This window comes from Variovorax glucosi (genome assembly GCF_051216695.1).
GTDB lineage: Bacteria > Pseudomonadota > Gammaproteobacteria > Burkholderiales > Burkholderiaceae_C > Variovorax.
In genome coordinates, this window is the sequence record NZ_JBPJZE010000004.1 from 105,529 (window position 1) to 131,639 (window position 26,111).

26 protein-coding genes and 1 tRNA gene are annotated in these 26,111 nt (G+C 56.9%); 25 read left to right on the plus strand and 2 right to left on the minus strand.

All coding sequences use genetic code 11. From position 1 onward, the window contains the following. Nucleotides 1-31 precede the first annotated feature (31 nt). Nucleotides 32-940: a 4-hydroxybenzoate octaprenyltransferase gene (gene ubiA, locus ACSFA3_RS18915; RefSeq protein ID WP_435507385.1), complete on the plus strand. Its 909-nt coding sequence runs from the start codon at nt 32-34 to the stop codon at nt 938-940. A 20-nt stretch (nt 941-960) separates the two neighbouring features. Here the strand turns inward: ubiA and proC are convergent, their stop codons facing one another. Next, complete coding sequence (proC, locus tag ACSFA3_RS18920) at nt 961-1,806, minus strand: pyrroline-5-carboxylate reductase (protein ID WP_435507050.1); 846 nt, start codon at nt 1,804-1,806, stop codon at nt 961-963. 230 nt (nt 1,807-2,036) lie between these two features. On the opposite strand from proC, the gene rplN reads away from it, so the two are divergent. From rplN to ACSFA3_RS19015, 19 genes are all read left to right on the plus strand, one after another. Further along, on the plus strand, nt 2,037-2,405 hold the full coding sequence (gene rplN, locus ACSFA3_RS18925; RefSeq protein ID WP_009124801.1) for a 50S ribosomal protein L14: 369 nt from the start codon (nt 2,037-2,039) through the stop codon (nt 2,403-2,405). A gap of 11 nt (nt 2,406-2,416) precedes the next feature. After that, nucleotides 2,417-2,734, plus strand: a complete 318-nt coding sequence (gene rplX, locus ACSFA3_RS18930; RefSeq protein ID WP_435507051.1) for a 50S ribosomal protein L24 — start codon at nt 2,417-2,419, stop codon at nt 2,732-2,734. Nucleotides 2,735-2,745: 11 nt separating this feature from the next. Beyond that, nucleotides 2,746-3,285 carry a 50S ribosomal protein L5 gene (rplE, locus tag ACSFA3_RS18935; RefSeq protein ID WP_435507052.1) on the plus strand — a complete coding sequence of 180 codons (540 nt, stop codon included), beginning with the start codon at nt 2,746-2,748 and terminating at the stop codon, nt 3,283-3,285. Between the two features lie 7 nt (nt 3,286-3,292). Then, a complete protein-coding gene (rpsN, locus tag ACSFA3_RS18940) occupies nt 3,293-3,598 on the plus strand; it encodes a 30S ribosomal protein S14 (protein ID WP_435507053.1) in 306 nt (101 codons plus the stop codon). A 20-nt stretch (nt 3,599-3,618) separates the two neighbouring features. Further along, nucleotides 3,619-4,014 (plus strand): 30S ribosomal protein S8, encoded by a 396-nt coding sequence (rpsH, locus tag ACSFA3_RS18945; protein ID WP_435507054.1) that lies wholly within the window; start codon nt 3,619-3,621, stop codon nt 4,012-4,014. A gap of 24 nt (nt 4,015-4,038) precedes the next feature. Then, a complete protein-coding gene (rplF, locus tag ACSFA3_RS18950) occupies nt 4,039-4,572 on the plus strand; it encodes a 50S ribosomal protein L6 (RefSeq protein WP_435507055.1) in 534 nt (177 codons plus the stop codon). A gap of 8 nt (nt 4,573-4,580) precedes the next feature. Further along, entirely contained in the window at nt 4,581-4,952 is a 372-nt protein-coding gene (rplR, locus tag ACSFA3_RS18955; RefSeq protein ID WP_429599063.1) for a 50S ribosomal protein L18, read from the plus strand. Between the two features lie 18 nt (nt 4,953-4,970). After that, nucleotides 4,971-5,489: a 30S ribosomal protein S5 gene (gene rpsE / locus ACSFA3_RS18960; protein ID WP_435507056.1), complete on the plus strand. Its 519-nt coding sequence runs from the start codon at nt 4,971-4,973 to the stop codon at nt 5,487-5,489. 14 nt (nt 5,490-5,503) lie between these two features. Continuing rightward, nucleotides 5,504-5,686 carry a 50S ribosomal protein L30 gene (gene rpmD, locus ACSFA3_RS18965; protein ID WP_296313119.1) on the plus strand — a complete coding sequence of 61 codons (183 nt, stop codon included), beginning with the start codon at nt 5,504-5,506 and terminating at the stop codon, nt 5,684-5,686. 11 nt (nt 5,687-5,697) lie between these two features. Beyond that, nucleotides 5,698-6,129: a 50S ribosomal protein L15 gene (gene rplO, locus ACSFA3_RS18970; RefSeq protein ID WP_435507057.1), complete on the plus strand. Its 432-nt coding sequence runs from the start codon at nt 5,698-5,700 to the stop codon at nt 6,127-6,129. Nucleotides 6,130-6,153: 24 nt separating this feature from the next. After that, nucleotides 6,154-7,464: a preprotein translocase subunit SecY gene (secY, locus tag ACSFA3_RS18975; RefSeq protein ID WP_435507058.1), complete on the plus strand. Its 1,311-nt coding sequence runs from the start codon at nt 6,154-6,156 to the stop codon at nt 7,462-7,464. Between the two features lie 64 nt (nt 7,465-7,528). Next, complete coding sequence (rpmJ, locus tag ACSFA3_RS18980) at nt 7,529-7,642, plus strand: 50S ribosomal protein L36 (protein WP_013544106.1); 114 nt, start codon at nt 7,529-7,531, stop codon at nt 7,640-7,642. A gap of 22 nt (nt 7,643-7,664) precedes the next feature. Beyond that, nucleotides 7,665-8,030 carry a 30S ribosomal protein S13 gene (gene rpsM, locus ACSFA3_RS18985; protein WP_013544105.1) on the plus strand — a complete coding sequence of 122 codons (366 nt, stop codon included), beginning with the start codon at nt 7,665-7,667 and terminating at the stop codon, nt 8,028-8,030. Nucleotides 8,031-8,043: 13 nt separating this feature from the next. Next, entirely contained in the window at nt 8,044-8,448 is a 405-nt protein-coding gene (gene rpsK / locus ACSFA3_RS18990) for a 30S ribosomal protein S11 (RefSeq protein ID WP_009124825.1), read from the plus strand. A 167-nt stretch (nt 8,449-8,615) separates the two neighbouring features. After that, nucleotides 8,616-9,239, plus strand: a complete 624-nt coding sequence (gene rpsD, locus ACSFA3_RS18995) for a 30S ribosomal protein S4 (RefSeq protein ID WP_435507059.1) — start codon at nt 8,616-8,618, stop codon at nt 9,237-9,239. Between the two features lie 127 nt (nt 9,240-9,366). Then, nucleotides 9,367-10,356 carry a DNA-directed RNA polymerase subunit alpha gene (locus ACSFA3_RS19000; RefSeq protein ID WP_262073266.1) on the plus strand — a complete coding sequence of 330 codons (990 nt, stop codon included), beginning with the start codon at nt 9,367-9,369 and terminating at the stop codon, nt 10,354-10,356. An 87-nt stretch (nt 10,357-10,443) separates the two neighbouring features. Then, nucleotides 10,444-10,845 carry a 50S ribosomal protein L17 gene (gene rplQ / locus ACSFA3_RS19005; protein WP_435507060.1) on the plus strand — a complete coding sequence of 134 codons (402 nt, stop codon included), beginning with the start codon at nt 10,444-10,446 and terminating at the stop codon, nt 10,843-10,845. A 22-nt stretch (nt 10,846-10,867) separates the two neighbouring features. Next, nucleotides 10,868-10,944: transfer RNA gene (locus tag ACSFA3_RS19010), tRNA-Met, on the plus strand. 335 nt (nt 10,945-11,279) lie between these two features. Then, a complete protein-coding gene (locus ACSFA3_RS19015; protein ID WP_435507061.1) occupies nt 11,280-11,606 on the plus strand; it encodes a DUF1840 domain-containing protein in 327 nt (108 codons plus the stop codon). Between the two features lie 69 nt (nt 11,607-11,675). On the opposite strand, the gene ACSFA3_RS19020 is transcribed toward ACSFA3_RS19015, so the two are convergent. After that, entirely contained in the window at nt 11,676-12,665 is a 990-nt protein-coding gene (locus ACSFA3_RS19020; protein WP_435507062.1) for a tripartite tricarboxylate transporter substrate-binding protein, read from the minus strand. Nucleotides 12,666-14,314: 1,649 nt separating this feature from the next. Between ACSFA3_RS19020 and ACSFA3_RS19025 the strand changes: the two genes are divergently transcribed. The 5 genes from ACSFA3_RS19025 to ACSFA3_RS19045 form a co-directional block, all read left to right on the plus strand. Then, nucleotides 14,315-15,838, plus strand: coding sequence for a TolC family protein (locus tag ACSFA3_RS19025; protein WP_435507063.1), 1,524 nt, complete (start codon nt 14,315-14,317; stop codon nt 15,836-15,838). Between the two features lie 367 nt (nt 15,839-16,205). Next, nucleotides 16,206-18,023 carry an ATP-binding cassette domain-containing protein gene (locus tag ACSFA3_RS19030; RefSeq protein WP_435507064.1) on the plus strand — a complete coding sequence of 606 codons (1,818 nt, stop codon included), beginning with the start codon at nt 16,206-16,208 and terminating at the stop codon, nt 18,021-18,023. A 1-nt stretch (nt 18,024) separates the two neighbouring features. Continuing rightward, nucleotides 18,025-19,224 (plus strand): beta-barrel domain-containing protein, encoded by a 1,200-nt coding sequence (locus tag ACSFA3_RS19035; RefSeq protein ID WP_435507065.1) that lies wholly within the window; start codon nt 18,025-18,027, stop codon nt 19,222-19,224. Between the two features lie 181 nt (nt 19,225-19,405). Further along, on the plus strand, nt 19,406-20,443 hold the full coding sequence (locus tag ACSFA3_RS19040; RefSeq protein WP_435507066.1) for an OmpA family protein: 1,038 nt from the start codon (nt 19,406-19,408) through the stop codon (nt 20,441-20,443). A gap of 70 nt (nt 20,444-20,513) precedes the next feature. Then, the coding region (locus ACSFA3_RS19045; protein ID WP_435507067.1) for an Ig-like domain-containing protein at nt 20,514-26,111 on the plus strand (5,598 nt) is incomplete at its 3' end.

The window sequence follows — 26,111 nt, forward strand, 5'->3', positions numbered from 1 at the left end:
TCGCCCCAGGCTTGCGCACTTCGTGTCGATGATGGCCGGTGGTCGCGTGGCGCTGTATCTGGACCTGATCCGCTGGAATCGGCCTGCCGGGTGGCTGTTGCTGCTCTGGCCGACGCTCGGGGCTCTATGGTTCGCGGCGGGTGGGTGGCCGGGATGGCATCTGCTGGTGGTGTTCGTGTTCGGCACGATCCTGATGCGCAGCGCGGGTTGTTGCGTCAACGATGTCGCGGATCGCGATTTCGATCGGCATGTCAAACGCACGGCACGACGGCCGGTGACGAGCGGAGCGATTTCGGTCAGGCAGGCACTTGGTTTCGGCGGGCTGCTTGCGCTCGCCGCGTTCGGTCTGGCATTGACGACCAACGCGGCGGTGATCGCCTGGTCGGTCGTAGGGTTGGCAGTGACGCTGGCCTATCCGTTCGCGAAGCGTTTCGTTTCGGTCCCGCAGGCAGTTCTGGGAATCGCGTTCTCGATCGGCATTCCGATGGCTTTCTGCGCCGTCGGCGGTCCGGATGTGGGTGCGGGCGAAATGCTTTCTCGCGTCCCGCCATTGGCCTGGGCACTGCTCGTCGGCAACCTCGCATGGGTGCTGGCCTACGACACCGAATACGCGATGGTCGATCGCGATGACGATCTCAAGATTGGCATGAAGACATCGGCCATCACCTTCGGACGCGCCGATGTCGGCATCGTGATGCTTTGCTATGCGGCGTTCGTGTGCATCTGGGGTGTCGCGGGTTTGAGGGCAGGACTCGGCCTTGTCTTCCTGCTCGGCATGGGAGCCGCCGTTATCCAGGCGCTGTGGCATTGGAAACTGATTCGCGACCGCACCCGCGACGGTTGCTTCAAGGCTTTCCGCCTCAACCACTGGATCGGCATCGCCGTATTCGCCGGAATAGTCGCCGGCTATGCCATCAAAGCCGGGCAAGCGATACGCTGAGTCGTGCGCTTGCGGTTCGTTCAGGCGCGGCCGAATTCGATCGCCAGCTCACGGGCGCGCTGTTCCGCGGCACGAATCGCCACCTTGAATTTCGCTTTGATCTGGTCCGACTCCATGGACGTCAAAGCCGCATGCGTGGTGCCGCCCTTGGAAGTCACCCGCTCGCGCAGCACGGAGGGCGGCTCGCTCGCCGCCTCAGCCAACGCAGAAGCGCCGGTGAAGGTTCCGATGGCCAGTTGTCGCGCCTGCGTAGCGCTCAGGCCCATCTCGGCACCTGCCTCGATCATCGCTTCGATGAAATAGAAGATATACGCGGGGCCGGAGCCCGACATGGCCGTGACGGCGTCCAGGGCACTTTCCGAGTCCACCCAAAGCAGTTCGCCGGTCGGCGACAACAGGCGTTCGACCAGGCTCCGACCCTCGTCCGTGACGTCGGTTCGCGCGAACATTCCGGTTGTGCCCTTGCCGATCAACGCCGGCGTGTTGGGCATGGCGCGCACCACGTTTTCCGTCCCGAGCCAGCGCGCGATGCTGTCAGACGGGATTCCCGCAGCGACGCTCACATGCAGACTGTCGCCGGTCCACTGACGCACCGGCACGGCGGCATCGGCGAAGGTCTGCGGCTTGACCGCCCAGACGACCAGCGCGCAACGCGCAAGCGCTATCCCCGCTTCGGGTTGCGCCGTGATGCCGAAGTCCCGGGCCAGGCGCAGACGCGCCTCTTCATGAGGTTCGACGACTTCCACTGCGGCAGCCGGCAATCCCTCGCGAATCAGCCCGCCGAGAATGGCGCTGGCCATGTTGCCGCCCCCGATGAAGGCAATCGGAGGAAGCGAGGATTCGGCAGAGGTGTCTTGGATCGGCATCGTCGTATTGTCGCTTTTTCAATCCTCTACAAAGATGGTTCCGATCAAGTGTGTTGACACGCCAAAACGCATGTGCAACAATCGCAGGCTTCGCTACAAAACGGCGAAGCTTCTGCCCAGCGGAAGCGCTCCAAGTGGTTTGGGGTGCGGACGACGGGCCCAAGACTGACCGCGATCATGTCTTGCCACAACGGCGAGGCAGATTCGGTACAAGTTGGGAACTAATCAAAATGATCCAAACTGAATCCAGGCTCGAAGTAGCCGACAACACAGGCGCTAAATCCGTCCTGTGTATCAAGGTGCTCGGTGGCTCCAAGCGGCGTTATGCCAGCGTGGGCGACGTCATCAAGGTCAGCATCAAGGAAGCCGCTCCGCGTGGTCGCGTCAAGAAAGGCGAGATCTATAGCGCAGTGGTCGTTCGCACCGCAAAGGGCATCCGTCGCGCAGACGGCTCGCTCGTGAAGTTCGACGGCAATGCCGCAGTGCTCCTCAACGCCAAGCTCGAGCCCATCGGCACGCGCATCTTCGGACCGGTCACGCGCGAACTGCGCACCGAGAAGTTCATGAAGATCGTTTCGCTGGCACCTGAAGTTCTGTAAGGACATACGACATGAACAAGATTCGCAAGGGCGACCAGGTCATCGTACTGACCGGACGCGACAAAGGTAAGCGCGGCACGGTTTCGTTGCGCAAGGACGATTCGCATGTGATCGTCGACGGCATCAACACCGTCAAGAAGCACACCAAGCCGAATCCGCTCAAGGGCACGACCGGTGGCATCGTCGAGAAGACCATGCCCATCCATCAATCCAACGTGGCGATCTTCAATGCTGCGACCGGCAAGGCCGATCGCGTTGGCATCAAGATTACGGACGGTAAGCGCGTGCGCGTTTTCAAGTCCAGCGGCGACGAAATCAAGATCGCCTAAGGAGCATTCAGATGGCACGTCTCCAACAAATCTACCGCGAAAAGATCGCGAAAGACCTGACCGAAAAGTTCGGCTACAAGTCGCCGATGCAGGTTCCACGCATCACCAAGATCACGCTCAACATGGGTGTGGGTGAAGCGGTTGCCGACAAGAAGGTTCTCGACAATGCTGTCGGCGACCTCACGAAGATCGCTGGTCAAAAGCCGGTCGTCACCAAGTCGAAGAAGGCCATCGCGGGTTTCAAGATCCGCGAAATGCAGCCGATCGGCTGCATGGTCACGCTGCGCGGCGTGCAGATGTATGAGTTCCTGGACCGTTTCGTGACCGTGGCTCTGCCGCGCGTTCGTGACTTCCGCGGCATTTCCGGCCGTGCGTTCGATGGTCGTGGCAACTACAACATCGGTGTGAAAGAGCAGATCATTTTCCCCGAGATCGAATACGACAAGGTCGATGCCCTGCGCGGTCTCAACATCAGCATCACGACGACGGCCAAGACCGATGAAGAAGCCAAGGCGCTTCTCGCTGGTTTCCGTTTCCCGTTCAAGAACTGAGGCGCACATGGCTAAACAATCTTTGATCCAACGCGAACTCAAGCGCGACAAGCTGGTTGCCAAGTACGCAGCCAAGCATGCCGAGCTTAAGGCGACTTCCAGCGACATGAGCAAGTCCGACGAAGAGCGTGCTGCTGCACGCCTCGGCCTGCAGAAGCTGCCGCGCAATGCAAACCCGACGCGCCAGCGCAACCGCTGCGCTATCACTGGTCGTCCGCGCGGCACGTTCCGTCAATTCGGTCTGGCCCGCGCCAAGATCCGCGAACTGGCTTTCAATGGCGACATCCCAGGTGTCACCAAGGCCAGCTGGTAAGCCAGGCAGGAGCAAACAACATGAGCATGAGTGATCCTATCGCCGACCTTTTGACGCGTATCCGTAACGCGCAAATGGTGGCAAAGCCCACTGTGTCGATCCCGTCTTCCAAGGTGAAGGTCGCGATTGCACAGGTGCTGAAAGACGAAGGCTACATCGACGGCTTTCAGGTGAAGACCGAGTCCGGCAAGTCCGAGCTCGTCATTGCCTTGAAGTATTACGCCGGTCGCCCTGTCATCGAGCGTATCGAGCGCGTGAGCCGCCCTGGTCTGCGCGTCTACAAGTCGAGCACGACCATTCCGCAAGTCCAGAACGGACTCGGTGTTGCCATCGTCACCACCCCGCAAGGCGTGATGACCGATCGCAAGGCCCGCGCGACCGGTGTCGGTGGCGAAGTTCTGTGCTACGTCGCCTAAACGAGACATCGAGGAGAAACTGAAATGTCCCGAGTAGGAAAAATGCCGGTCGCCATCCCAGCGGGTGTCGACGTGTCGGTCCAGGATCACCAGATCAGCGTCAAGGGTACGGGCGGCACGCTCAACCTCGCACGCAATGCGCTGGTGAAGGTCGTTAGCAACGACGGCAAGCTGAGTTTCGAGCCCGCCAACGATTCGCGTGAAGCGAATGCAATGAGCGGCACGATTCGTCAGTTGGTCAACAACATGGTGGTCGGTGTGACGAAGGGTTTCGAGAAGAAGCTCAACCTCGTCGGCGTCGGCTACAAAGCTGCTGCACAGGGTGCCAAGCTGAACCTGCAAGTGGGTTACTCCCACCCGGTCAACATCGACATGCCCCAGGGCATCACGGTGACGACGCCGACCGCGACGGAAGTCGTGATCAAGGGTGCCGATCGCCAACGCGTCGGCCAGATCGCCGCGGAGATCCGTGCTGTTCGTCCGCCTGAGCCTTACAAGGGCAAGGGCATCCGTTATTCGGACGAAAAGATCGTGATCAAAGAGACCAAGAAGAAATAAGGGCAGCCATGACAACGTTGACCAAAAAAGCACAGCGTCTGCGCCGCTCGCGTCAGACCCGTATCCGCATCGCGACGCAGGGCGTGGCCCGTCTCACGGTGAATCGTACCAATCTGCACATCTATGCCACCGTCATCTCCGACGACGGCACCAAGGTGATCGCAACTGCATCGACGGCGGAAGCCGAATTGCGTACATCCCTCGGCGGTTCGGGCAAGGGCGGCAACGCTGCCGCCGCTACCGCAGTGGGCAAGCGCATCGCCGAGAAGGCCAAGGCCGCTGGCGTCGAGAAGGTCGCTTTCGACCGCGCAGGTTTCGCATACCACGGTCGCGTCAAGGCGCTGGCCGAGGCGGCACGCGAAGCAGGCCTGCAGTTCTAACCGGACACGAGATTCAAAATGGCAAAGATTCAGGCAAGAACGCAGAGCGAAGGCCCAGAAGACGGTCTGCGCGAGAAGATGATCGCGATCAACCGCGTCACCAAGGTGGTGAAGGGTGGTCGTATCCTCGGTTTCGCAGCACTGACCGTGGTCGGTGACGGCGATGGCCGCGTCGGCATGGGCAAGGGCAAGTCGAAAGAGGTGCCCGCCGCTGTCCAGAAGGCGATGGAAGAAGCCCGTCGCAACCTGGCCAAGATTTCCATTAAGAACGGCACGTTGCATCATCGCGTGACCGGCCATCATGGTGCTGCTTCGGTGGTCATGATCCCGGCGCCGAAGGGTACCGGCATCATCGCCGGCGGTCCGATGCGTGCCGTGTTCGAAGTGATGGGCATCACCGACATCGTGGCGAAGAGCCATGGTTCGTCGAATCCATACAACATGGTTCGCGCCACGCTGGACGGCCTCAAGAATTCAACCACCGCCTCGGAAGTTGCTGCAAAGCGCGGCCTGACGGTCGAAGAAATCTTCGCCTGAACGGAAGCAATCAAATGACGACACAACAAAACCTCAAGGTGCAGTTGGTGAAGAGCCCGATCGGTACCAAGGAGTCGCATCGCGCGACCGTCCGCGGCCTGGGTCTTCGCAAAATCAACAGCGTGAGCGAGCTGCAGGACACCCCAGCGGTGCGCGGCATGATCAACAAGATCAGTTATCTGGTCAAAGTTCTGTAAGAGAGACTGATATGGAACTCAATGGCATCAAGCCGGCCGCAGGCGCCAAGCACGCGAAGCGCCGCGTCGGTCGTGGTATCGGCTCCGGCCTTGGCAAGACTGCAGGCCGTGGTCACAAAGGTCAGAAGTCGCGTTCGGGCGGTTTCCACAAGGTGGGCTTCGAAGGCGGTCAAATGCCTTTGCAGCGTCGTCTGCCGAAGCGTGGCTTCAAGTCGCAGACGCTCAAGTACAACGCTGAAGTTACGCTGACGGCGCTGGAAAATCTCGGCTTGGCCGAAGTCGACCTGTTGGCGCTCAAGCAGGCTGGGCTCGTCGGACAGATCGCCAAGGTGGTAAAGATCATCAAGACTGGCGAGCTGACCAAAGCTGTGAAGCTGATCGGTATCGGTGCGACTGCTGGCGCAAAGGCCGTGATCGAAGCTGCCGGCGGCAGCATCGCCTAAAGACCTGTCTGAAAGACAACCTCCGTGGCAACTAAAGCGGCAACGCTCGCAAAAACAGGCAAGTTCGGCGATCTCCGTCGTCGGCTCGTCTTTTTGCTGCTCGCGCTCGTGGTGTACCGGATCGGCGCGCACATTCCTGTGCCCGGCATCAACCCGGACCAGCTTGCGCAGCTTTTCCAGGGGCAGCAGGGCGGCATTCTGAGCTTGTTCAACATGTTCTCGGGCGGAGCGCTTTCGCGTTTCACCGTGTTCGCGTTGGGAATCATGCCGTACATCTCGGCTTCGATCATCATGCAGTTGATGACCTATGTCATCCCGACTTTCGAGCAGTTGAAAAAGGAAGGCGAGGCCGGTCGACGGAAAATCACGCAGTACACGCGTTACGGCACGTTAGGACTGGCAATGTTCCAGTCTTTCAGCATCGCTGTGGCACTGGAATCGTCTGCAGGTCTTGTGACTGCACCGGGCTTCGGCTTCCGGATCACTGCGATGATCAGCCTGACAGCCGGTTCGATGTTCCTGATGTGGCTTGGCGAGCAGATTACAGAGCGTGGCTTGGGCAACGGAATTTCGATCCTTATCTTCTCAGGCATCGCAGCGGGCTTGCCCAATGCGATCGGCGGACTGCTTGAGCTGGTACGTACAGGTGCGATGAACGTGCTAGTTGCAATGTTCGTTGTCGCGGTGGTTGTTTTGGTGACTTACTTCGTCGTATTCGTCGAGCGAGGTCAGCGGAAGATACTGGTCAATTATGCGAGGCGTCAGGTGGGCAACAAGGTGTACGGCGGTCAATCGTCGCATCTCCCCCTGAAGCTGAATATGGCAGGTGTGATTCCTCCCATCTTCGCCTCGTCGATCATTTTGCTTCCTGCGACAGTCGTAGGTTGGTTCAGCACTGGCGAGAGCATGCGCTGGATCAAGGACATCGCAGGTGCACTGACTCCGGGTCAGCCGATCTATGTGATGCTCTACGCTGCGGCGATCATTTTCTTCTGCTTTTTCTACACGGCACTCGTGTTCAATAGCAAAGAAACTGCTGACAACCTCAAGAAGAGCGGTGCTTTCATTCCTGGGATTCGTCCTGGTGATCAGACAGCCCGATACATCGACAAGATATTGGTTCGGCTGACGCTGGCGGGTGCGATCTACATTACCTTCGTTTGCCTGCTGCCCGAGTTCCTGATTCTGAAGTACAACGTGCCGTTCTATTTTGGCGGCACCTCCTTGTTGATCATTGTGGTTGTCACGATGGACTTCATGGCACAGGTACAGAACTACATGATGTCTCAGCAGTATGAATCGCTGTTGAAGAAGGCTAACTTCAAGACATCGTAGCGCTGGTTTGCAGTATTGAGTTCGGGCGGTTGAACGCCACGTTAAACAGTTTTAGGAGAATGAAATGAGAGTTTCGGCTTCGGTCAAAACCATCTGCCGTAATTGCAAGGTCATCCGCCGTAAAGGTGTGGTGCGTGTGATTTGCACCGACCCGCGCCACAAACAGCGCCAGGGTTGATTGAGAGTATTAGAGGACGCACATGGCACGTATTGCTGGCATTAACATTCCGCCGCACAAGCACGCTGAGATTGGCCTGACAGCCATTTTCGGAATCGGTCGCACCCGCGCCCGTCAAATCTGCGAAGCGAGCGGTATCGAATATTCGAAGAAGATCAAAGATCTGACTGACGCCGATCTCGAAAAGATCCGCGACCAGATCGCTCTCTTCACCATCGAAGGCGATCTGCGCCGCGAGACCACGATGAACATCAAGCGTTTGATGGACATCGGCTGCTACCGTGGTTTCCGCCATCGTCGCGGTCTCCCGATGCGCGGTCAGCGCACGCGCACCAATGCACGCACCCGCAAGGGTCCGCGCAAAGCCGCGCAGTCCCTGAAGAAATAAGGATTGAAACAGCATGGCTAAAGCTCCTGCCAATAACGCCGCACAGCGCGTTCGCAAGAAGGTTCGCAAGAACGTTGCGGACGGTATCGCTCACGTGCATGCCTCGTTCAACAATACGATCATCACGATCACGGACCGTCAGGGCAATGCGCTGTCGTGGGCGTCATCGGGTGGCCAGGGTTTCAAGGGTTCGCGTAAGTCGACGCCTTTTGCCGCTCAGGTCGCTTCCGAGGTTGCTGGTCGTGCTGCTGTCGAACAAGGTATCAAGAACCTCGACGTCGAGATCAAGGGCCCAGGCCCGGGTCGCGAGTCGTCAGTGCGTGCCCTGGCCGCACTCGGCATTCGGATCAATTCCATTGCCGACGTGACGCCAGTACCGCATAACGGTTGCCGCCCTCAAAAGCGTCGCCGGATCTGATTTTTCCAGATCGGGCGTTCCTGCGATAATCGCTAGTTCGCCTAGCGCAGTTGCTCAATCGCAGCTGCGCCTTTTGTTTTTCTCAAAAACAAGCCCACCCGCCATTGGCACGCCGCCGATGGCTCCCGCAGTGAAATATTGCGGCAGATGACACAAAGGACGCTCACGTGGCACGCTACCTCGGCCCCAAGGCCAAACTTTCCCGCCGTGAAGGCACCGACCTGTTTCTGAAGAGCGCTCGTCGTTCTATCCAGGATAAGGCGAAGTTCGATTCGAAGCCAGGTCAGCATGGCCGCACTTCCGGTCAACGTACTTCTGACTACGGTCTGCAGTTGCGCGAAAAACAGAAGGTCAAACGCATGTACGGCGTGCTTGAGAAGCAGTTTCGCCGATATTTCGAAGAGGCCGATCGTCGCCGTGGCAACACCGGTGCGAACCTGTTGTTCCTGTTGGAATCGCGTCTGGACAATGTCGTGTTCCGCATGGGCTTCGGTTCGACGCGCGCCGAAGCACGTCAGCTGGTTTCGCACAAGGCGATCACCGTGAATGGTCAGTCGGTGAACATTCCGTCGTATTTGGTCAAGACTGGCGATGTAATTGCTGTTCGTGAAAAGTCGAAGAAGCAGAACCGTATTGTCGAAGCACTCCAACTCGCCCAACAAGTCGGTCTGCCTGCTTGGGTAGACGTCAATGCCGACAAGGGCGAAGGCACCTTCAAGAAGGTCCCAGATCGCGATGAATTCGCAGCCGACATCAACGAATCGCTGATCGTCGAACTGTATTCGCGTTGATTTTCCATACGCGCCGGTCGGCGCGTGTTGTTTTTGTTGTTCCGTTCCTGGCGCGCGTTGTGCGCGCGTTGGGCGCTTCACCAGCCTTACCGGTGTAACGAACCGGGGGTATTGAGAGGAAGTCTGCATGCAAACCACCCTGCTGAAACCTAAGACCATCCAGGTCGAGCAACTCGCCGCAAACAAGGCCAAGGTTACGCTTGAACCTTTCGAGCGCGGCTACGGCCATACGCTCGGCAACGCGCTGCGTCGCGTGCTGCTTTCGTCGATGGTTGGTTATTCCGCCACCGAAGTCACAATCGCCGGCGTGCTCCATGAGTACTCGTCCATCGACGGCGTTCAGGAAGATGTCGTCAACATTCTGTTGAATCTGAAGGGCGTGGTGTTCAAGCTTCATAATCGTGATGAAGTCACTTTGAGCCTGCGTAAAGACGGCGAAGGTCCAGTCTTGGCTTCGGACATTCAGACGCCGCACGACGTCGAGATCATCAATCCGGACCACGTGATTGCGCACTTGTCGCAAGGTGGCAAGCTGGACATGCAGATCAAGGTCGAAAAAGGCCGCGGTTATGTGCCTGGCACGATGCGCCGTTATGCTGACGAGCCGACAAAGTCGATCGGGCGTATTGTTCTCGATGCGTCGTTTTCACCGGTCAAGCGCGTTAGCTACACCGTCGAAAGCGCTCGTGTCGAGCAGCGCACTGACTTGGACAAGCTCCTGATCGAGATTGAGACGAACGGCGCGATTACTGCTGAAGATGCAGTGCGCGCATCGGCCAAGATTCTGGTGGAACAACTCGCCGTGTTTGCGCAGCTCGAAGGTGGCGAACTTGCTGCGTTCGATGCACCGGCACCGCGCAGTGCTCAGCAATTCGATCCGATCCTGCTGCGTCCGGTTGACGAGCTGGAACTCACGGTTCGTTCGGCGAATTGCTTGAAGGCTGAGAACATTTACTATATCGGTGACCTCATCCAGCGCACCGAAAATGAGTTGCTCAAGACCCCAAACCTGGGTCGCAAGTCACTCAACGAAATCAAGGAAGTGCTCGCTTCGCGCGGACTGACCTTGGGTATGAAGCTTGAAAGCTGGCCGCCGGCCGGTCTCGATAAGCGTTGATTTTTTTGATAGCGACCCGATTGGGTTGCAGTGCACCGGGCAGTACCTGACACGGCTGCCTGTTTTAAAAAAGTAAAGGAAAGCACCATGCGTCACGGACACGGACTTCGTAAACTCAATCGCACTAGCTCGCACCGCCTTGCGATGCTGCAGAACATGATGAACTCGCTCATCGAGCATGAAGTCATCAAGACCACCGTTCCAAAAGCAAAGGAACTTCGCCGCGTCATCGAACCGATGATCACTCTGGCCAAGAAGCCGACTCTGGCAAACAAGCGTCTTGCTTTCGACCGCCTTCGCAGCCGCGACAGCGTCGTCAAGCTTTTTGGTGAACTCGGCCCGCGGTATCAGGCACGGCCCGGCGGCTACACGCGTATCCTCAAGATGGGTTTCCGCGTCGGCGACAATGCGCCAATGGCTTTGGTCGAGCTAGTCGACCGCCCTGAAATCACTGAAGAAGTTGGCGAAGAACAAGCCAACGCTGAATAAGTAGTATATAATTCAATCTTACCGCGCGATGGAGCAGCCTGGTAGCTCGTTGGGCTCATAACCCAAAGGTCGCAAGTTCAAATCTTGCTCGCGCAACCAAATTGAGGGCCCTGTTTTTACAGGGCCCTTTTTCTTTGGTCTTTTTTTTCGTTCGGACTATATTTTCCTAATTCGTTTGTTCTTGTTACCTCTGGCCGGCTGGCCAGGGCTAAGGGAGCTGTTGTCCTGCCTGCGCACGAATCTTGTCGGTTGAGTCTGACGGGTCCGATGCTGCAGTTCAACAACGCTGGAAGTGGTTTAAAAAAAGCTTCAAGTGAAGTTGGACCGACACGTAAGAACGTCGCACCGTCTATCGATCTTGACGAACACCGATCCGGTGACGCTCAATACGAGCTTACGTACCATCGTAAGAAATATCAACCAGGACACAAAACATGCTTTACCGATTCAAATCCCAGGCCGCTGCAGACGTGTTGATGCTCGAGCCTAACGCTCGACAGCTGCTTGACATCGTTGGCAAAGCGCCAAGTCCGAAAGGCATTTTTACCGTAGACCAAATTCCGGCTGCTGTCTCGGCACTTGAAGCTGCTGTACACCGAGAAGCAGATCAACATCGTCACAATCACGATTCACTTGCATCTGAAGGTCATGATGAAGTTGCTGAGCGAGAGCACGTTGGTCTGCATCAGCGTGCTGCGCCGCTTCTCGATATGCTGAAACGCTCGTTGGCCGAAGATCGAGATGTCGTCTGGGGCGTTTGAAGTGTGTGATAGAGCACTCGGTGTCTCAAGTGATGCCTTGATGACCAACTCGCGTTGGTCAAGTTTGCATTAATCGGCGTAGACGCCGGCCGCCTTGATAACCGGGCCAAACCTTGCGACCTCGGCTTGAACGAATTTCTTGTGCTCAGCCGGTTCAACGCGTCGATCCGTTACAACGACAGCCCCAAGGCCCTCTTCCTTCTTTATAAATTCAGGATCCTTGAGAGCAACTTTGAGTGCGTCGTTGATGGTCTTCAGGATGGCCGGAGGTGTCCCCTTTGGGGCATACAAACCGTGCCAAATCGTGACCTGAAAGTTCTTCATTCCTGATTCGTCCAAAGTAGGAATATCTTTCAGTGCCGGCGTGGTGAGCCGTTTAAGCGTCGTTACAGCGTATGGCTTGACCTTTTTGGCCTCAATCTGGCTTGTGGTGTTCGTTGTCTGATCGCAAAGCAGATCAATCTGACCACCCAAAAGATCCGCGATCGCCGGCGCAGTGCCCTTGTAGGGCACAGTAGTCATCTCGACCTTCATTTCACTTTGAAAAAGCAGGCCGCACAGGTGAGACGCCGAGCCGATGCCGGCGTTACCAAGGTTGACCTTGGCGCCGTTTTTTCCTACCCATTCGCGAAGATCTTTGAAGTTATTTGACTCGAGTTGCGGCTTTCCAATTAGAGTCATCGGCACATCGTTGATCATGCCTAGATACTCGAAGTCGGTTTCATAGTTATAAGGCAGCTTACGGTACAGGACGGGCGTCGTTGCCATGCCGACGTGCGTCAGGAGGAGTGTGTATCCATCGTTTCGTGCACGTGCAACCTTGGCGTTGCCGATCGTACTTCCGGCCCCTGCAGCATTGTCGATAACGATGCTGATCCCACCGAGCGGCTTGCGCATCGCTTCGGCTACATCGCGCGCCACACGGTCGGTGGGACCACCGGCTGCAAACGGCACAACGATAGTGATGACCTTGTCTTTTCCTGGAAAGTCTTGACCGTGAGCCACGGCGACGACGGTGGTAGCAACGGCGAACGTCGCCAATGTGAACAGTTTTTTCATGAGAGCTTCCGAGTCCAAACCGTCGATCTTATTGTCTGACCAATAGCTGACTTGTACTGATAAGCCCTTAGTGGTGCTCTCCTATCGAAAATTGCTTGATACAAAATTGCAGCGAGTGACCTCATCGTGAACTGCTTGAGCCTAGCTAAGCAGGTGGCGCTACCCAACTCAACGACTTAGTGTGCGCGGCCAGACCATCAGTGATGGCGACTTTGAGATGCGCCTCGAGATGCCCGCCAGCAGGCAGATTCAGGTCGACTTCGCGCATTTGATGGTCGAGTTCACTGGGATCCCGGCATGCAGCATCGCGCTTGGCGCTCCGCCGTCGTGCTTGATCAAAGCCGCTACGTCTGGACTTCACAGCATGACTGATAAAACCACTAGCGCGTTGTAGCGGTGCAGACAATCAATCAACTGCTTGCGCATGCGCGACGTTCATCGACTGATGGCGAGCGGCTCGGCGCTGTGTCAAGTACCGCCACACCTGCCGCGACCTAAGTAGCGTGATGAGCGACGACTCCACCGAGCGCATCAGTAGGTACCTGATCGGGTCGAATAGGCGGCGCGCTGGAGACGATCGAATCGCTGATGGGCGAGCGTCGACGCATCAAGATCGCGTTTCGGCCGGCGCGGCTGCTAATCGTCAGTGCACCGCGTGGCTAGGACTTCTGCTTCGAGCCGAGCGTGAACAGGAATCGGATGCTGCCGCCGGCCGATCTGCACATAGTGGCTCGCCATCAACGCGTTCAGATGATGGAGTTGATGCGGCGTGCCGATCGCAAAGGGCCTGAGCGAGCGGGTGCGCTACTTGGCCCGCCACAGCGTCCTCATCGCAGATGACATCGGCTTTCTGCCCATCGGCCTGGATTGAAGGGTCTCTTCTTCAGGCATGTCAACGCCTGCGACGAGCGTTGCGCAATGCTCATGAACAACAAATGCGGCTTCGGCAAACGGACTGACATTCACCGCCACTCAGCAGTCGCTATCTCGTTGCCGGATCGGCCACTACATCATGCGGTGGTGCCTCTGGTCGACGGAAATTCATATCGCCTGCGCCAGCACGCGAACGTACAGCCCACGCATCTGGGCAACCGCGATGCGCAGCAAGACCACAACTCCTCGGAGACCCGAACGCGACGCAAGTCAGCTGCGAAAGATGCCGCTGCACCAACCTCCGATCAAGCACCGCCACTGATACAGGTTGGGGAAATTACTTCGGCGAATTGGGGAGAGGCACGCTGATGTTGACAGCAAGCCAACTTTCCTTGGGTTGCGCATCCCTCGCGACCCGCGATTCTGCCGAGTTCGGCTCCACTAGCAACTTGGGAGATTGCGTGTAGTGATCACGCAGCAACTCTTGTCCGGGACCGTCGCCGTCAGATCTCCAAGCGCATGTCCAAAGGCAATTCTGCATGCCGTCACCGTACCGCGCGACGGCCTCAAGTGCTGCCAGCCGGCTTATGTAACTAACAATTTGTCGTTGAAAGCTATCAGCTAATTTGAAGACGACATTCCTTCATTTGGTAACCGTTTTTCTATGTTTCGTTCCTTTTTGACTATTTCAAAAAGTAAGTGCATAGACTCGCTCGAAACAGATTCGCAACTGTAAAGAATCTTTCCAATCGATCGCGTTAAAAATCGGAAGTTCAGTGAAAGTCGTTCAACCCATTCCATTGTGCTCGGTAGTAGTGCGAACGCCGATTGGCAAATCGCAGCAGAGAGCAGGAGAGAAGCAGATCATGAAATCTGTCGGGCTGATCGTATTCCTTTGCTTTTCTTGCAAAGTACAAGCGTTGAGTCTTTCTGAAATGCTGCGTGCATCCGTGGAAGCGCACCCCACCATCATGGCAGCGCGTCAGGGTGTAAACGCTGCGAACGATGATGTCGACGTCGCGCGCCGTCGTTATTGGCCGACATTTTCAGCCTCGCTCGAATCGGGAACTACAAATAGCGTAGAGACGCCAACACGTTTATTGCGTGCGGAGCAAACGTTATGGGATTTTGGCCTGACGTCTGCAACGATAAGGGTCTCCGAGCGTGCAGCAGACGTGGCGAGCGCAGCCCTTGATGCACAAAGACAAAATATTGGACTGCAGGTAATCGACGCGCTACGTGCGCTTCAGGCCGGATATGGACGAATACGCGTTTCAGAAGAAATGCTCAAAAGTCTTGAATTAAATGAATCGATGATGATGCGTCGCGTAGCGGGAGAGCTTTCAACAAACATCGACTTGGATCTGGTGCGTTCACGAATTCTTCAGGGTCGCGTTGAGTTGACGCAAGCTCAAACCAGCGTGCAAGTTTCAATCACAAAGCTTCAAAACCTGACAGGGTTGAAAAATCTTAAGACCGTTCTGTCGGAGCCGCCTTTACTACCATCGAAAATACAGCTGGAAAAAAGATCCAGATTGCTTGTTCAAACAGACTGGGATGTGGTGGCCAATCGGCAACCGGCTGTACTACGCGCGGTTGAGGAACTGCGTCAAGGTAACGAGCGTATTAACGTGAAAGTGGCTGAGTCGCGCCCCCAGATATACGCGCGCCTGGATCAGGCTATCAACAATCGACGTGACACCGCAGCCTACATCGGGTTGCGCTACTCAACGGGAGCAGGTTTCGCAAACTTGGTGGAGGAGCGCGCGCTGGCTTCACGCGCATTGGCGCTCGAGCAGATGGCGCAAGCAGCAAGGATCGAGGCACGTCAGGTCCTCGACGTCGATGTCGACGATCTTCGTGACAACGGATTGAGAGCGCAGTCGCTGGACGCTGCAGTCAAGGGCGCGCAGCGTGTCTTCGAATCTTATGAGCGTCAATTTGCGGCTGGACGAAAAACATGGCTCGATCTGATGAATGCCCTCCGCGAGGTTGCGCAGAACTCCTATTCGTTGGTCGATGCAAATGCAGCGCAGGCAGCGGCCTTGTACAGACTTCAACTACGTGTCGATCCTGAACTCATCGATGTCGCCGTCGGAACGGAATCACAACTTTCGGATGTCGCCGAGAAACTCAAGCTTGGAGTTCAAGGCAATGCGGGCTCAGTGTCCAACAGCTTAGTAACAGAGGGTGAGGGCGCAGCTGTATCGCAGCCCGTATCGCAGCCTGTATCGCAATCTGCATTGACGAGCGAGTCGCTTTTTGTTCCGTCTGCTGAAGCAGCGATCTCTTCCCGCTGAAAGTCACAAATTGCAGACGCTTTTCAATTCAATCCCAAAAGCAGAATCTCACGAAAGTCTCAAGTGGGCGCTTGACGCCGCAATGCGGAGTCACGGCGTCGTACTTGACTCCGTGCGAGTACGAGAAAGCTTGGCGAAGGTTACTCCTGCTCAAGGTCTTGCAACCATTGATCGAGTTATGGCTGCACTGGGATATGAGCCGGTAGTACGGCATACATACCCTGATCGGTCTAATTTGCCGCTATTGACATACCTGCCCGACCATGGTTGGGGTTTGCTTGTGGATCGGGAGCCAGATGGACACTGGCGTATAAATTTTCCGCAGGACAGCCAGAGGATCTCAACAGACGCGCTAAGAAACTGCTGTGTGGAACTGCGCCTCTCTAGCGCGCTGCTCGACAACGTAGGGGGTGATGCAACTGCGTATGAGCCGAAAAGTTTTACCGCTGTACTCCATGCAGCCTTGCGTCCTTTTCACTCAAGTATGGCTGAGTCTCTGGTGGCATCCGTCTTTATCGGCATGCTTGCGCTGGTCACTTCATTATTCTCCATGCAAGTGTATGACCGAGTGATTCCTACCAAGGGAGAGTACACATTGGTTGTTCTCAGCATTGGCGTGTCGATTGGAATCGTCTTCGAGCTGGTCATGAAATTTGCTCGCGCGCACATCATGGACCATGTTTCAGTGGGGGTAGATAACCGCCTCTCACCAGCTGTGTTCCAGCGCCTCCTGAAATTGCGAGTCGATCAGGTACCGACATCTGTTGGGAGTTTGGTTTCCCAACTCAGAGGTTATGAACAGGTTCGTAGCTTTTATACCGCAGGGACCTTATTTGCTCTAGTCGATGTACCAATGGGACTGCTGTTCCTGATTGTCATGGCAGTGATCGCCAGCCCCATCGTTGCTCTCGTGCCTTTGCTAATGTCGGTCCTGGCACTCGCTGTAGGCCTGGTCGCGAGAAAAAGAATCATGGCTCTCGCTACCCAAGGTGCTCAATTGAGCAATATGAAGACTGGTCTATTGGTCGAAGCTGTAGAAGGCGCCGAAACCATCAAGGCAGGTTCGGGCGGGTGGAAGTTTCTTTCTCGCTGGACTCGCATAAACGCCACGACAATTCATAACGATCTCAAGCTTCGTCGAGCGAACGAAAGCACGCATTTCATTGCCAGTTCGATTCAGCAAATCGGTTATATGTGCGTCATTGTTGTAGGCGCACTGCTGGTGATGCAAGGAGATATGACGACAGGTGCTCTCATCGCATGTTCGATTCTGAGTGGACGAGTGATATCGCCGATTCTGGCACTACCTGGAGTGATCGTTCAACACGCACATGCACGCGCCGCGCTGGATGGGTTGAACAAGATCTTCGAGTTGAAAGTCGATAACCACGAGGTTGATCGGGTGCTTATTCCTGATCGACTCGTTGGAAATTATCGTTTGGAGGAAATTAAGTTTTCTTATGGAGATAATCCACCTGCTCTAAAAATTCCCAGTCTGAGGATTCTAGCGGGGGAGCAAATCGGAGTGCTCGGTCCAATCGGCTCGGGTAAGTCGACATTACTGCGCTTGCTCAGTGGGATGTATGCCTCCAACGAGGGTCGCGTTTTGATCGATGGGTTGGATATCCTGCATATCAGCCGTGAATCAATAAATCGGCAGATGGGTTATTTACAGCAGGAGCACCGGCTCTTTCAAGGAACGTTGCGTGAGAATTTGTTGATCGGAATGCCCGATCCTGGCGACGAGGCTTTTAGACGTGCAATGAAACGCACCGGAATGGATCAGTTCGTGCAAAGCCATCCTAAAGGCCTTGACCGGCTTATTTCGGAGGGCGGGAAAGGCCTGAGTGGGGGTCAGCGACAACTGCTCGCATTCACGCGTCTTGTGTTGGCAGATACGCCAATCATGTTGCTTGATGAACCGACGGCCAACATGGATCAAGAACAGGAGAAGCACTGCCTGGAGGTTATTGCGCAAGAGGCCAGAGCTGGGAAAACCATTCTGATCGTTACCCACAAGCCAAGTCTTCTGCCGCTTGTTGCACGGCTGATTGTAGTCAATGGAAACCGCATCGTGCTTGACGGACCTCGAGACGACGTTCTTGCCAAGCTTGCGACACCAGCACCTGCACTGCTCACTCAAAACGCTGCTGCAAGACCTGCCTCCATGACTGAGGCGGCTTGACATGAAGGGAAACGCTCAAAACCAGCTGCCAATGTTTGGTGGGCTCAAGGACGATCTTCCTCGGCCTCATGGTTCGCGGCTGGGTATCGCAATCATTGTCGCGGGTTTGCTTGCTCTTTTCATCTGGGCGGCCTTCTCGAAAATCGATCAAGTCACACGCGCGTCGGCCCGCGTTATCGCCGCGGAGCGTACACAAGTGATTCAAACTCCCGATGCTGGGGTGGTGACAAAGCTTCATGTGCGAGAAGGCGACGTAGTCAAGACAGGCCAGTTGCTCGTCACTCTTGAGAAAGAGCGTGCGCAGGCTGCTGTAGACGATAGCAAGGCAAAAGTCGCTGCCTTGCGTATTACGCTCAGCCGGCTCCAAGCAGAGGTTTACGGAAAATCGCTTCGTTTTGATTCCGATTTGCTGCTTTACAGCGACTACATCCGAAATCAGACCGACCTCTACAACCGGCGGCAAACCGCTTTCAACGGCGATATCGGCTCGTTGCAGCGAATGCTGAAGATTGCAGATCGCGAACTGCAGATCAATTCCCGTCTCGTGGCGACCTTCGACGTCAGCGTTGCAGAAGTTTTGCGCCTCGAAAGAGCGGCAGCGGATATCAGCGCACAGATCACTAATCGCCGAAACAAGTATTTTCAGGACTCGCAGACTGAAATGACCAAAGCTCAGGAAGATCTCAACACTCAGCAGGAGTTGTTGCGCGACAGGATTCAGGTGCTCGATCACACCGAATTGCTTGCGCCGACGAACGGAATTGTCAACAACGTTCGAGCTACCACATTGGGTGCAGTTCTTCGCGCAGGGGACACCGTGCTCGAGATATCGCCAACCGACGGGGACCTGATCGCGGAAGCTAAAGTGAACCCCTCTGATATCGCGTTTGTTGAAGTTGGGCAGACGGCTTTTGTAAAACTCGATGCTTATGATTCTTCAATATTTGGCGCTTTGACTGGTCGAGTCACTTATGTGAGTCCAGATTCTCTTACCGAAGACTCTAAGCAAGGACCAACCAGTTTTTACCGGGTGCATGTATTGGTCAAGGAGGCAGAGTTCAAAAGCAGCAAGACCAGAGAGATTCAGATGCGTCCTGGATTGACTGCTACGGTCGAAATTAAAGCGCGCGAACGTACGGTGCTTAGCTACCTGACCAAGCCTATCAGTAAAACCTTGAGCTACTCGATGGGCGAGCGTTAGCCTGCGCCCTCATCTTTCAGCCCCTCTATCTTGATCAGTGATTTAGAAAACTGCTTCCTTGCATCTTCTTTGCCGCAAAGTGTCGTTCATTTTATTTTTTGATGACGTTCTGTGTGTAGCTTATTTCGGTATTGAATAAGTTATCCAGCGACCATCTTTTCAGCTATCTCAAAGGAAAACCATGAGTCAATTAAATTGCACTACCGTGTTTCATCGGCGTGAACCTCGTCTGGCAAATTTAGCACTTGTGCCAGTGCTGGCAGTTGCTGCTTATTTCTGTTCGGCGTTGCCCGCCATTGCACAGGAAAACCAGCAGCCGTGGACGCTACTTGACCAGACCGCTAAGCGACCAACACTGGGTCACGGGTACAGCGCCATAGTCATCATGAAACTACCTAAAGGTGAGGTGGGAGAGAACTCCGAAGAGGCTTTTGCTGCAGCCGCGGCACGTAAAGAAACTGTCAGTGTGTTTATCGATGGGAGCTATCACGCAAGTTTCCCAAGACCGTCTTGGGCTTATGCAGAAGTGTGTCCTGGTGCTCACTTCATGGATGCGGTTCGCGACGGAGGAGCTATGGCTGTTGAGGAAAAAATACCGTATGGACAGCGCTATGAGTTGCAACCGTCGACGACGTTGTATTTTCAGCTGATGGACGACAACAGTGGTGCACCTCGGCTGAAACCTGTAGATGGAACCGCTGCCGATGCGGCGTTAAAGCAAATTCCCAAGGCAGCGCACACGATCTCTCGTCTGGAAACGAAAGGTTGTGCCGTCGAAGTTAATGTCGTAACGCCAGTCAAGTCGCCGCAAATCAGGCCAGCAACAAAGTACACCCTGCAGGGTTCGATGTTGTTTGGTCTTAATAAGTTCGCTTTCGAGGCTTTGCAGAAAGATGGAAAAAACGAACTTGACAAGATTATTCGTGCGTCACGCGCGGAGAACAGCATCATCGAAAGTCTCTCGGTTACTGGATATGCAGATCCCACAGGAAGTTCAGCACACAACTTGAGCTTGTCGAAAAAACGAGCGCAGACGGTTGCGCAGTATCTCGTCAAATCCGGGATCGCCCTATCAACCACCGTTGCAACTGGAAAAGGCGCAGCCGACCTTATCGTCGCCGATTGCGGATTGCGATTTAAAAGCAAATCGCAGATCGATTCTTGCAACGAGCCGAACCGCCGAGTCGAAATTCTTGTGCGTGGGCAGTCCACGAATTGAACCAGTCTTGCATACCTAATCGCCCCAACGCTTTACTGATACCCGCCCGCGACCTCCAAGGAGCAATCAAATGAACAAAACATACGTAATCAAGATCAATTCGGCGACAGCAACAATCCAGAATGTCAAAGTCGTTTCAGGACAAAATCAGCCGACTTCTATCAAGGTCGATGGCAATGTCAATGTAGAGCTGCTCGACACAGCAACTGGCAAAGCGCCGCACAAAATTTCTGTTCGACGCGTCGGGAAAGATCTGCATGTTGCTTTTGAAGGTAGCGATCCGGCTCATTCCGATCTCGTCCTTCAGGACTTCTACGGCGAAAACGATAATCACCTCGTCGGGCTCGCTGAGAATGGTCAATACTTCGAGTACATACCCACGTCTGGCGATGGCGCTTTTTATGTACCACTGCTATCGGATGGTATAGATGGCATTCAGGCGCTAGGTGGCGCGGAATTGGCTGGTGCAGCTTGGGCGCCCATGTTCGCATCGGCTTTTCCGATAGGTGCCGTTTTTGGGGCAATTGGAGCGGTCGGGCTTGCTGGAGTCGCGATTGCAGCCGCTGGCGGTAGCCATAAGGTGGAGCCTCTGAGCACGCCGACGCAACGTCCGAACAGCTATCTGGACAACGTGGGTCTTGTACAGAACCCGAACAGCACGGCGACCCTGACCGACGACACCACCCCCGGTTTGCATATCGGCGCGCTGCCTTCTGGCGCGACTGGTGCGGTGCTTTATGTAGATGGCGTGATCAAGCCAGCAACGTACGATCCAGCCACCGGCACACTGACGCCAAATTCGCCGCTACCGGATGGCGTGCATACCCTCGGCTACGGATTGACCAATTCCGTTGGCACGACGTTATCGAGCCCGACGTTGACCTTGACGGTCGACGCAACTGCACCTGTCGCACCTGTATTGCACGTCGCGGATACGGACGGCAATGGGAAGCCAAATTTGACGGGAACGGGCGAGCCAGGTGGTTTGGTCACCATTACAGATCCGTCAGGCGTCAAACACACCACTATGGTGGACCCGACCGGAAAGTTCGAGCTCGAGATCGACATGCCGAGCAAGCCGCTTGGGGAGTGGATTGCCACTGTCACCGATCCAGCCGACAACATCAGCCTGCCTGGCAAGGCGATCGTTACCGATCTCACGGCACCTACGGCTCCAGTTGCCGGTGTGTACGACAACGTGGGTTCGATACAGGGCCTCGTGCCCAGCAAGGGCGTCACGGACGACGCTACACCAACCGTGAGCGGCACGGCCGAGCCGGGAAGCGTCGTCACCATCATGAATGACGGCAAGCCGGTAGGGTCCGTCGTTGCCGACAGCTCCGGCGTATGGAGCTTCACGCTTGCCCCACTTGTCGACGGCACCTATTCAGTGACGACGACGGCAACGGACAAACAAGGGAATACGGGGCCGACAAGCGTTCCGGTGGTATTCACCGTCGACACGCTCGCACCTTCAGCGACCACCGCCAGCACATTGACGGACGACGTAGGCCGAATTCAAGGTCCGATCGTCAATGGCACCATTACCGACGATGCGACACCGACCTTCACCGGCAAGGCAGAGGCGGGCGCCACAATCACAGTCAGGGATGGCGGCGCCTTGCAAGGTACGGCACTCGTAGACGCAGAAGGAAATTGGACGTATACGTCCACGACACTAGCCCCGGGTGCGCATTCGTTTACTGCAACGGTGAGCGATCCTGCCGGCAACATTTCTCCGGTAACAACGCCGATCGATTTCACAGTCGATCTGACTGTTCCGACGATTGCAGTCAACCAGGTCAAGGACGATATCGGCACCATCATCGGCACGCTGAGGGCGGGTGACGTCACGGACGACAACAAACCCACCGTCACTGGCACTGCCACGCCGGGCGCCGTCGTCAAGCTCTATCTCGACGGCACGACGACGGTGATCGGCACGACAGTCGTGGATGGCACCGGTCAATGGTCCATCACGCCAACAACTCTCCTGGTCGATGGAAAACACGACCTGACTGTCACGGTCACGACCGTTGCAACCGGCGAGAACCCTCCGACCGCACCGTTCTCCTTGACGGTCGACACGACGCCGCCAAGTCCACCGGCGCTCGTCTCGGTCGACGATAACGTGGGCCGAATTCAGGGTCACGTGACCGCTGGCGTGCCCAGTGACGACACGACTCCGCTCCTGACGGGCAAAGCGGAGGCAGGCAGCATCGTCAAGATTTTCGATGGCGGTCAACTCATCGGCACTGTGGTAGCTGACGGCTCAGGCGTCTGGACATTGACGCCATCGCCTGCGCTGGTAAGCGGCGTGCATCCGATTACGATGACGGCCACCGATTCGGCCGGCACCGAGTCGACTCCCTCGGTGCCATGGAACGTGGTGATCGACATCACCGCTCCAACAACACCTACCTTAATCACCAAAGTTGTCGACGACCAAGGCACGTCGCAGGGTGTGGTTGCAAGCGGCGTCGGCACGATCATCGACGACGCCCATCCCGATTTCACTGGTACGGCCGAAGCCGACACCACTGTCATCATCAAGGATGGCGCAGTCGAGATCGGCACTGCTTCAGTGAATGCGTCTGGCACCTGGACGTTCACGCCGCTGGAGCCGATGCGCAACGGCATTCACCATGTCACGGCATCGGCCATGGACACGGCGGGCAACATCGGTCCGGCTTCCAGTGTTTTCGACTTTCGGCTGATCACCGGCGGCGTGCCTACGGCACCCGCCATCACCGCTGTGATCGATGACGTCGGCACGGTGTCCGTCATCGTTCCGAACGGCGTCACCAATGACCCGACCCCCACGGTCGAAGGCACGGCGGTACCTGGCTCGACTGTAAAGCTTTATAGCGAGGACGGCACGCTGCTCGGCACGACAACGTCCGATGCCTTCGGCCAGTGGTCCATCACCACATTGCCACTGTCGGAAGGCGCGCACAGTCTCATTGCCAAGGCCGTCGACCCGGCGGGCAACCTGAGTGCGCCGACCGGACCTTACCCGATCGTCGTCGACACGCACGCTCCTGCTGTCGCGACTGCATTGCTTTTGACAGACGATGTCGGCCCGGTAGTCGGTGCCATAACCAACGGGATCACCACCGATGACGCCACGCCCACTTTTTCGGGCAAGGCAGAAGCGGGTGCCAAGGTAACGATCAGCGACGGGACGGCTGAACTGGGCACCGCGCTGGTAGATCCGGCCGGCACCTGGACTTTCACCTCGCCACATCTGGAAAACGGCCCGCATACGTTCTCCGCTACCGTCACGGATCCGGCCGGCAACGTCTCTCCGGCCACCACGCCGATCAACTTCACCCTCGATGCGAGCGCGGTGAAGATTTCGATCGACCAAGTGCTCGACGACGTCGCTCCCATCGCTGGCGTGCTGGCGATGAATGCAAGTACGAACGACAGTACCCCTACGATCAGCGGTAGCGCCACACCAGGTGGCACCATCAAGCTCTATCTCGATGGCACCACGACCCTGATCGGTACGGTCACGGCCGACAGCACCGGCCATTGGGTCATGACACCGACGGCGCCATTGGCCGATGGCCTTCACACCCTGACGGCCACGGTGACAACTGCCGCAACCGGCGAGAGCCTGCCGACTTCGGCGTTCACGCTCACGGTCGACACGGTGCTTCCGGCCACACCGACCATCGTGTCGGTCTATGACAACGTGGGCAGGATCCAGGGCAGTGTTGCCGCTGGCGTTCCAAGCGACGACACGACGCCGCGCCTGACAGGCAAGGCCGAGGCGGGCAGCACAGTCGCTGTGTTCGATGGCAGCGTCTATATGGGTGCCACCACGACAGATGCTTCGGGCAATTGGACCTTCACGCCGGTGTCGCCGCTCAACAATGGCACGCACCCGATCACCGTGACAGCCACCGATGCGGCCGGTAACGTATCACTCCCTTCGCTGCCGTGGGCCTTGCTGGTCGACACCATCGCACCGACTGTCGTGCCTGTCATCACCTCGGTCGTCGACGACCAGGGCGCGTCGCAGGGCCTGCTCGTCAACGGAATCAACACCGATGATGCCCGTCCTGATTTCACGGGCACTGCCGGAGCCAACACCACGGTCGTCATCCGGGACGGCACGGTCGAACTCGGTACCGCCCTGACGAACGCGGCCGGCGTCTGGACCTTCACGCCGACGGCACTGCTGTTCAACGGCTTCCACCACGTCACGGCTTCGGAGCTGGATGCGGCCGGCAACGTCGGGCCAGCATCCGTTCCCTTCGATTTCCGCCTTATCTCGGGCGGCGTCCCAACGGCTCCTGCGATCACCAACGTCATCGACGATGTCGGTGCGATCACCAACGTCGAGCCGTTCGGCCATACCAATGACCGAACCCCAACCGTCGAAGGTACTGCGGTGCCCGGCTCGATCGTCAGTCTGTTCAGCGAAGACAGCACGCTTCTCGGCACGACCATGGCCGATGCGAAAGGGCAGTGGAGCATCACCACGCACAGCCTGACTGCAACGGCAACCGACACGACCGGAATCCCCAGCGCCCCAACGGGCCCGTACCAGATCGTCGTCGACGCGACCTTGCCCCAGGTCGCGGCGAATCCCGTGCTGACCGACAACGTCGGCACCGTGGTTGGCCCCATCCTCGACAACGGAGTGACCGACGACGCGACACCTACCTTTACGGGCACGGCCGAAGCGGGTGCCACGGTGTCCGTCAAGGACAACGGTTTAGAGCTAGGCACCGCACTGGTGGATGCAGCAGGCAACTGGACATACACTTCGCCGCACCTCGAGCCAGGCCTACATGCGTTCACTGCCACAGTCATCGACACCGCTGGCAATGCCTCTGCGCCGACAAAGCCGATCAACTTCACGCTGGACACGAGTACTGTGGCGATCGCGATCGACCAGGTGCTCGATGACTTCGGTCCGATCCTCGGCGCCTTGGCCATGAGTGCGAGCACGGATGATCGCAATCCGACCGTCAGCGGCACCGCGACTGCCGGTGGGCTGGTCAAGCTCTACCTCGACGGCACCACCGTCCCGATCGGCACGGCCACTGCCGACAGTGCCGGCCATTGGGTCATCACGCCAGTGACAAGTCTGGCAAACGGCTTGCACAACCTGACCGCCACGGTCACTACAGCAACAGCTGTGGAGAGCCCGGCAACTGCCGCGTTCGCCCTCACGGTCGACTCCATTGCACCGTCGCGTCCCGCGATTCTCTCTGCCATCGACAATGTCGGTTCGATCCAGGGCACCATCCCCGTGGGCAGTGTGGCCCCGACCGACGACACCACGCCGGGCTTGGCGGGTACGGCAGATCCGGGAACCATCGTCACCATCTTCGACGCTGGCCAGCCGATCGGCACAGCGTTGGTCGATGCTGCCGGCGTCTGGAAATTCACACCGGTTTCGCCGCTCAACGATGGTACGCATCCGCTTACTGTCAAGGCCGCCGATACTGCTGGCAATGTTTCCGTGGCTTCGGCGCCGTGGAATCTGTTGATTGATACGACGGCGCCCACCATCGTGCCGTTGATCACCTCGGTCTACGACGACCAGGGCACGACCGTGGGCAACGTGGCCAACAACCCGCTGGGCGTCACCGACGACTCGCTGCCTCTCATCAGCGGCACGTCCGAGCCCAACGGCAGCGTCATCATC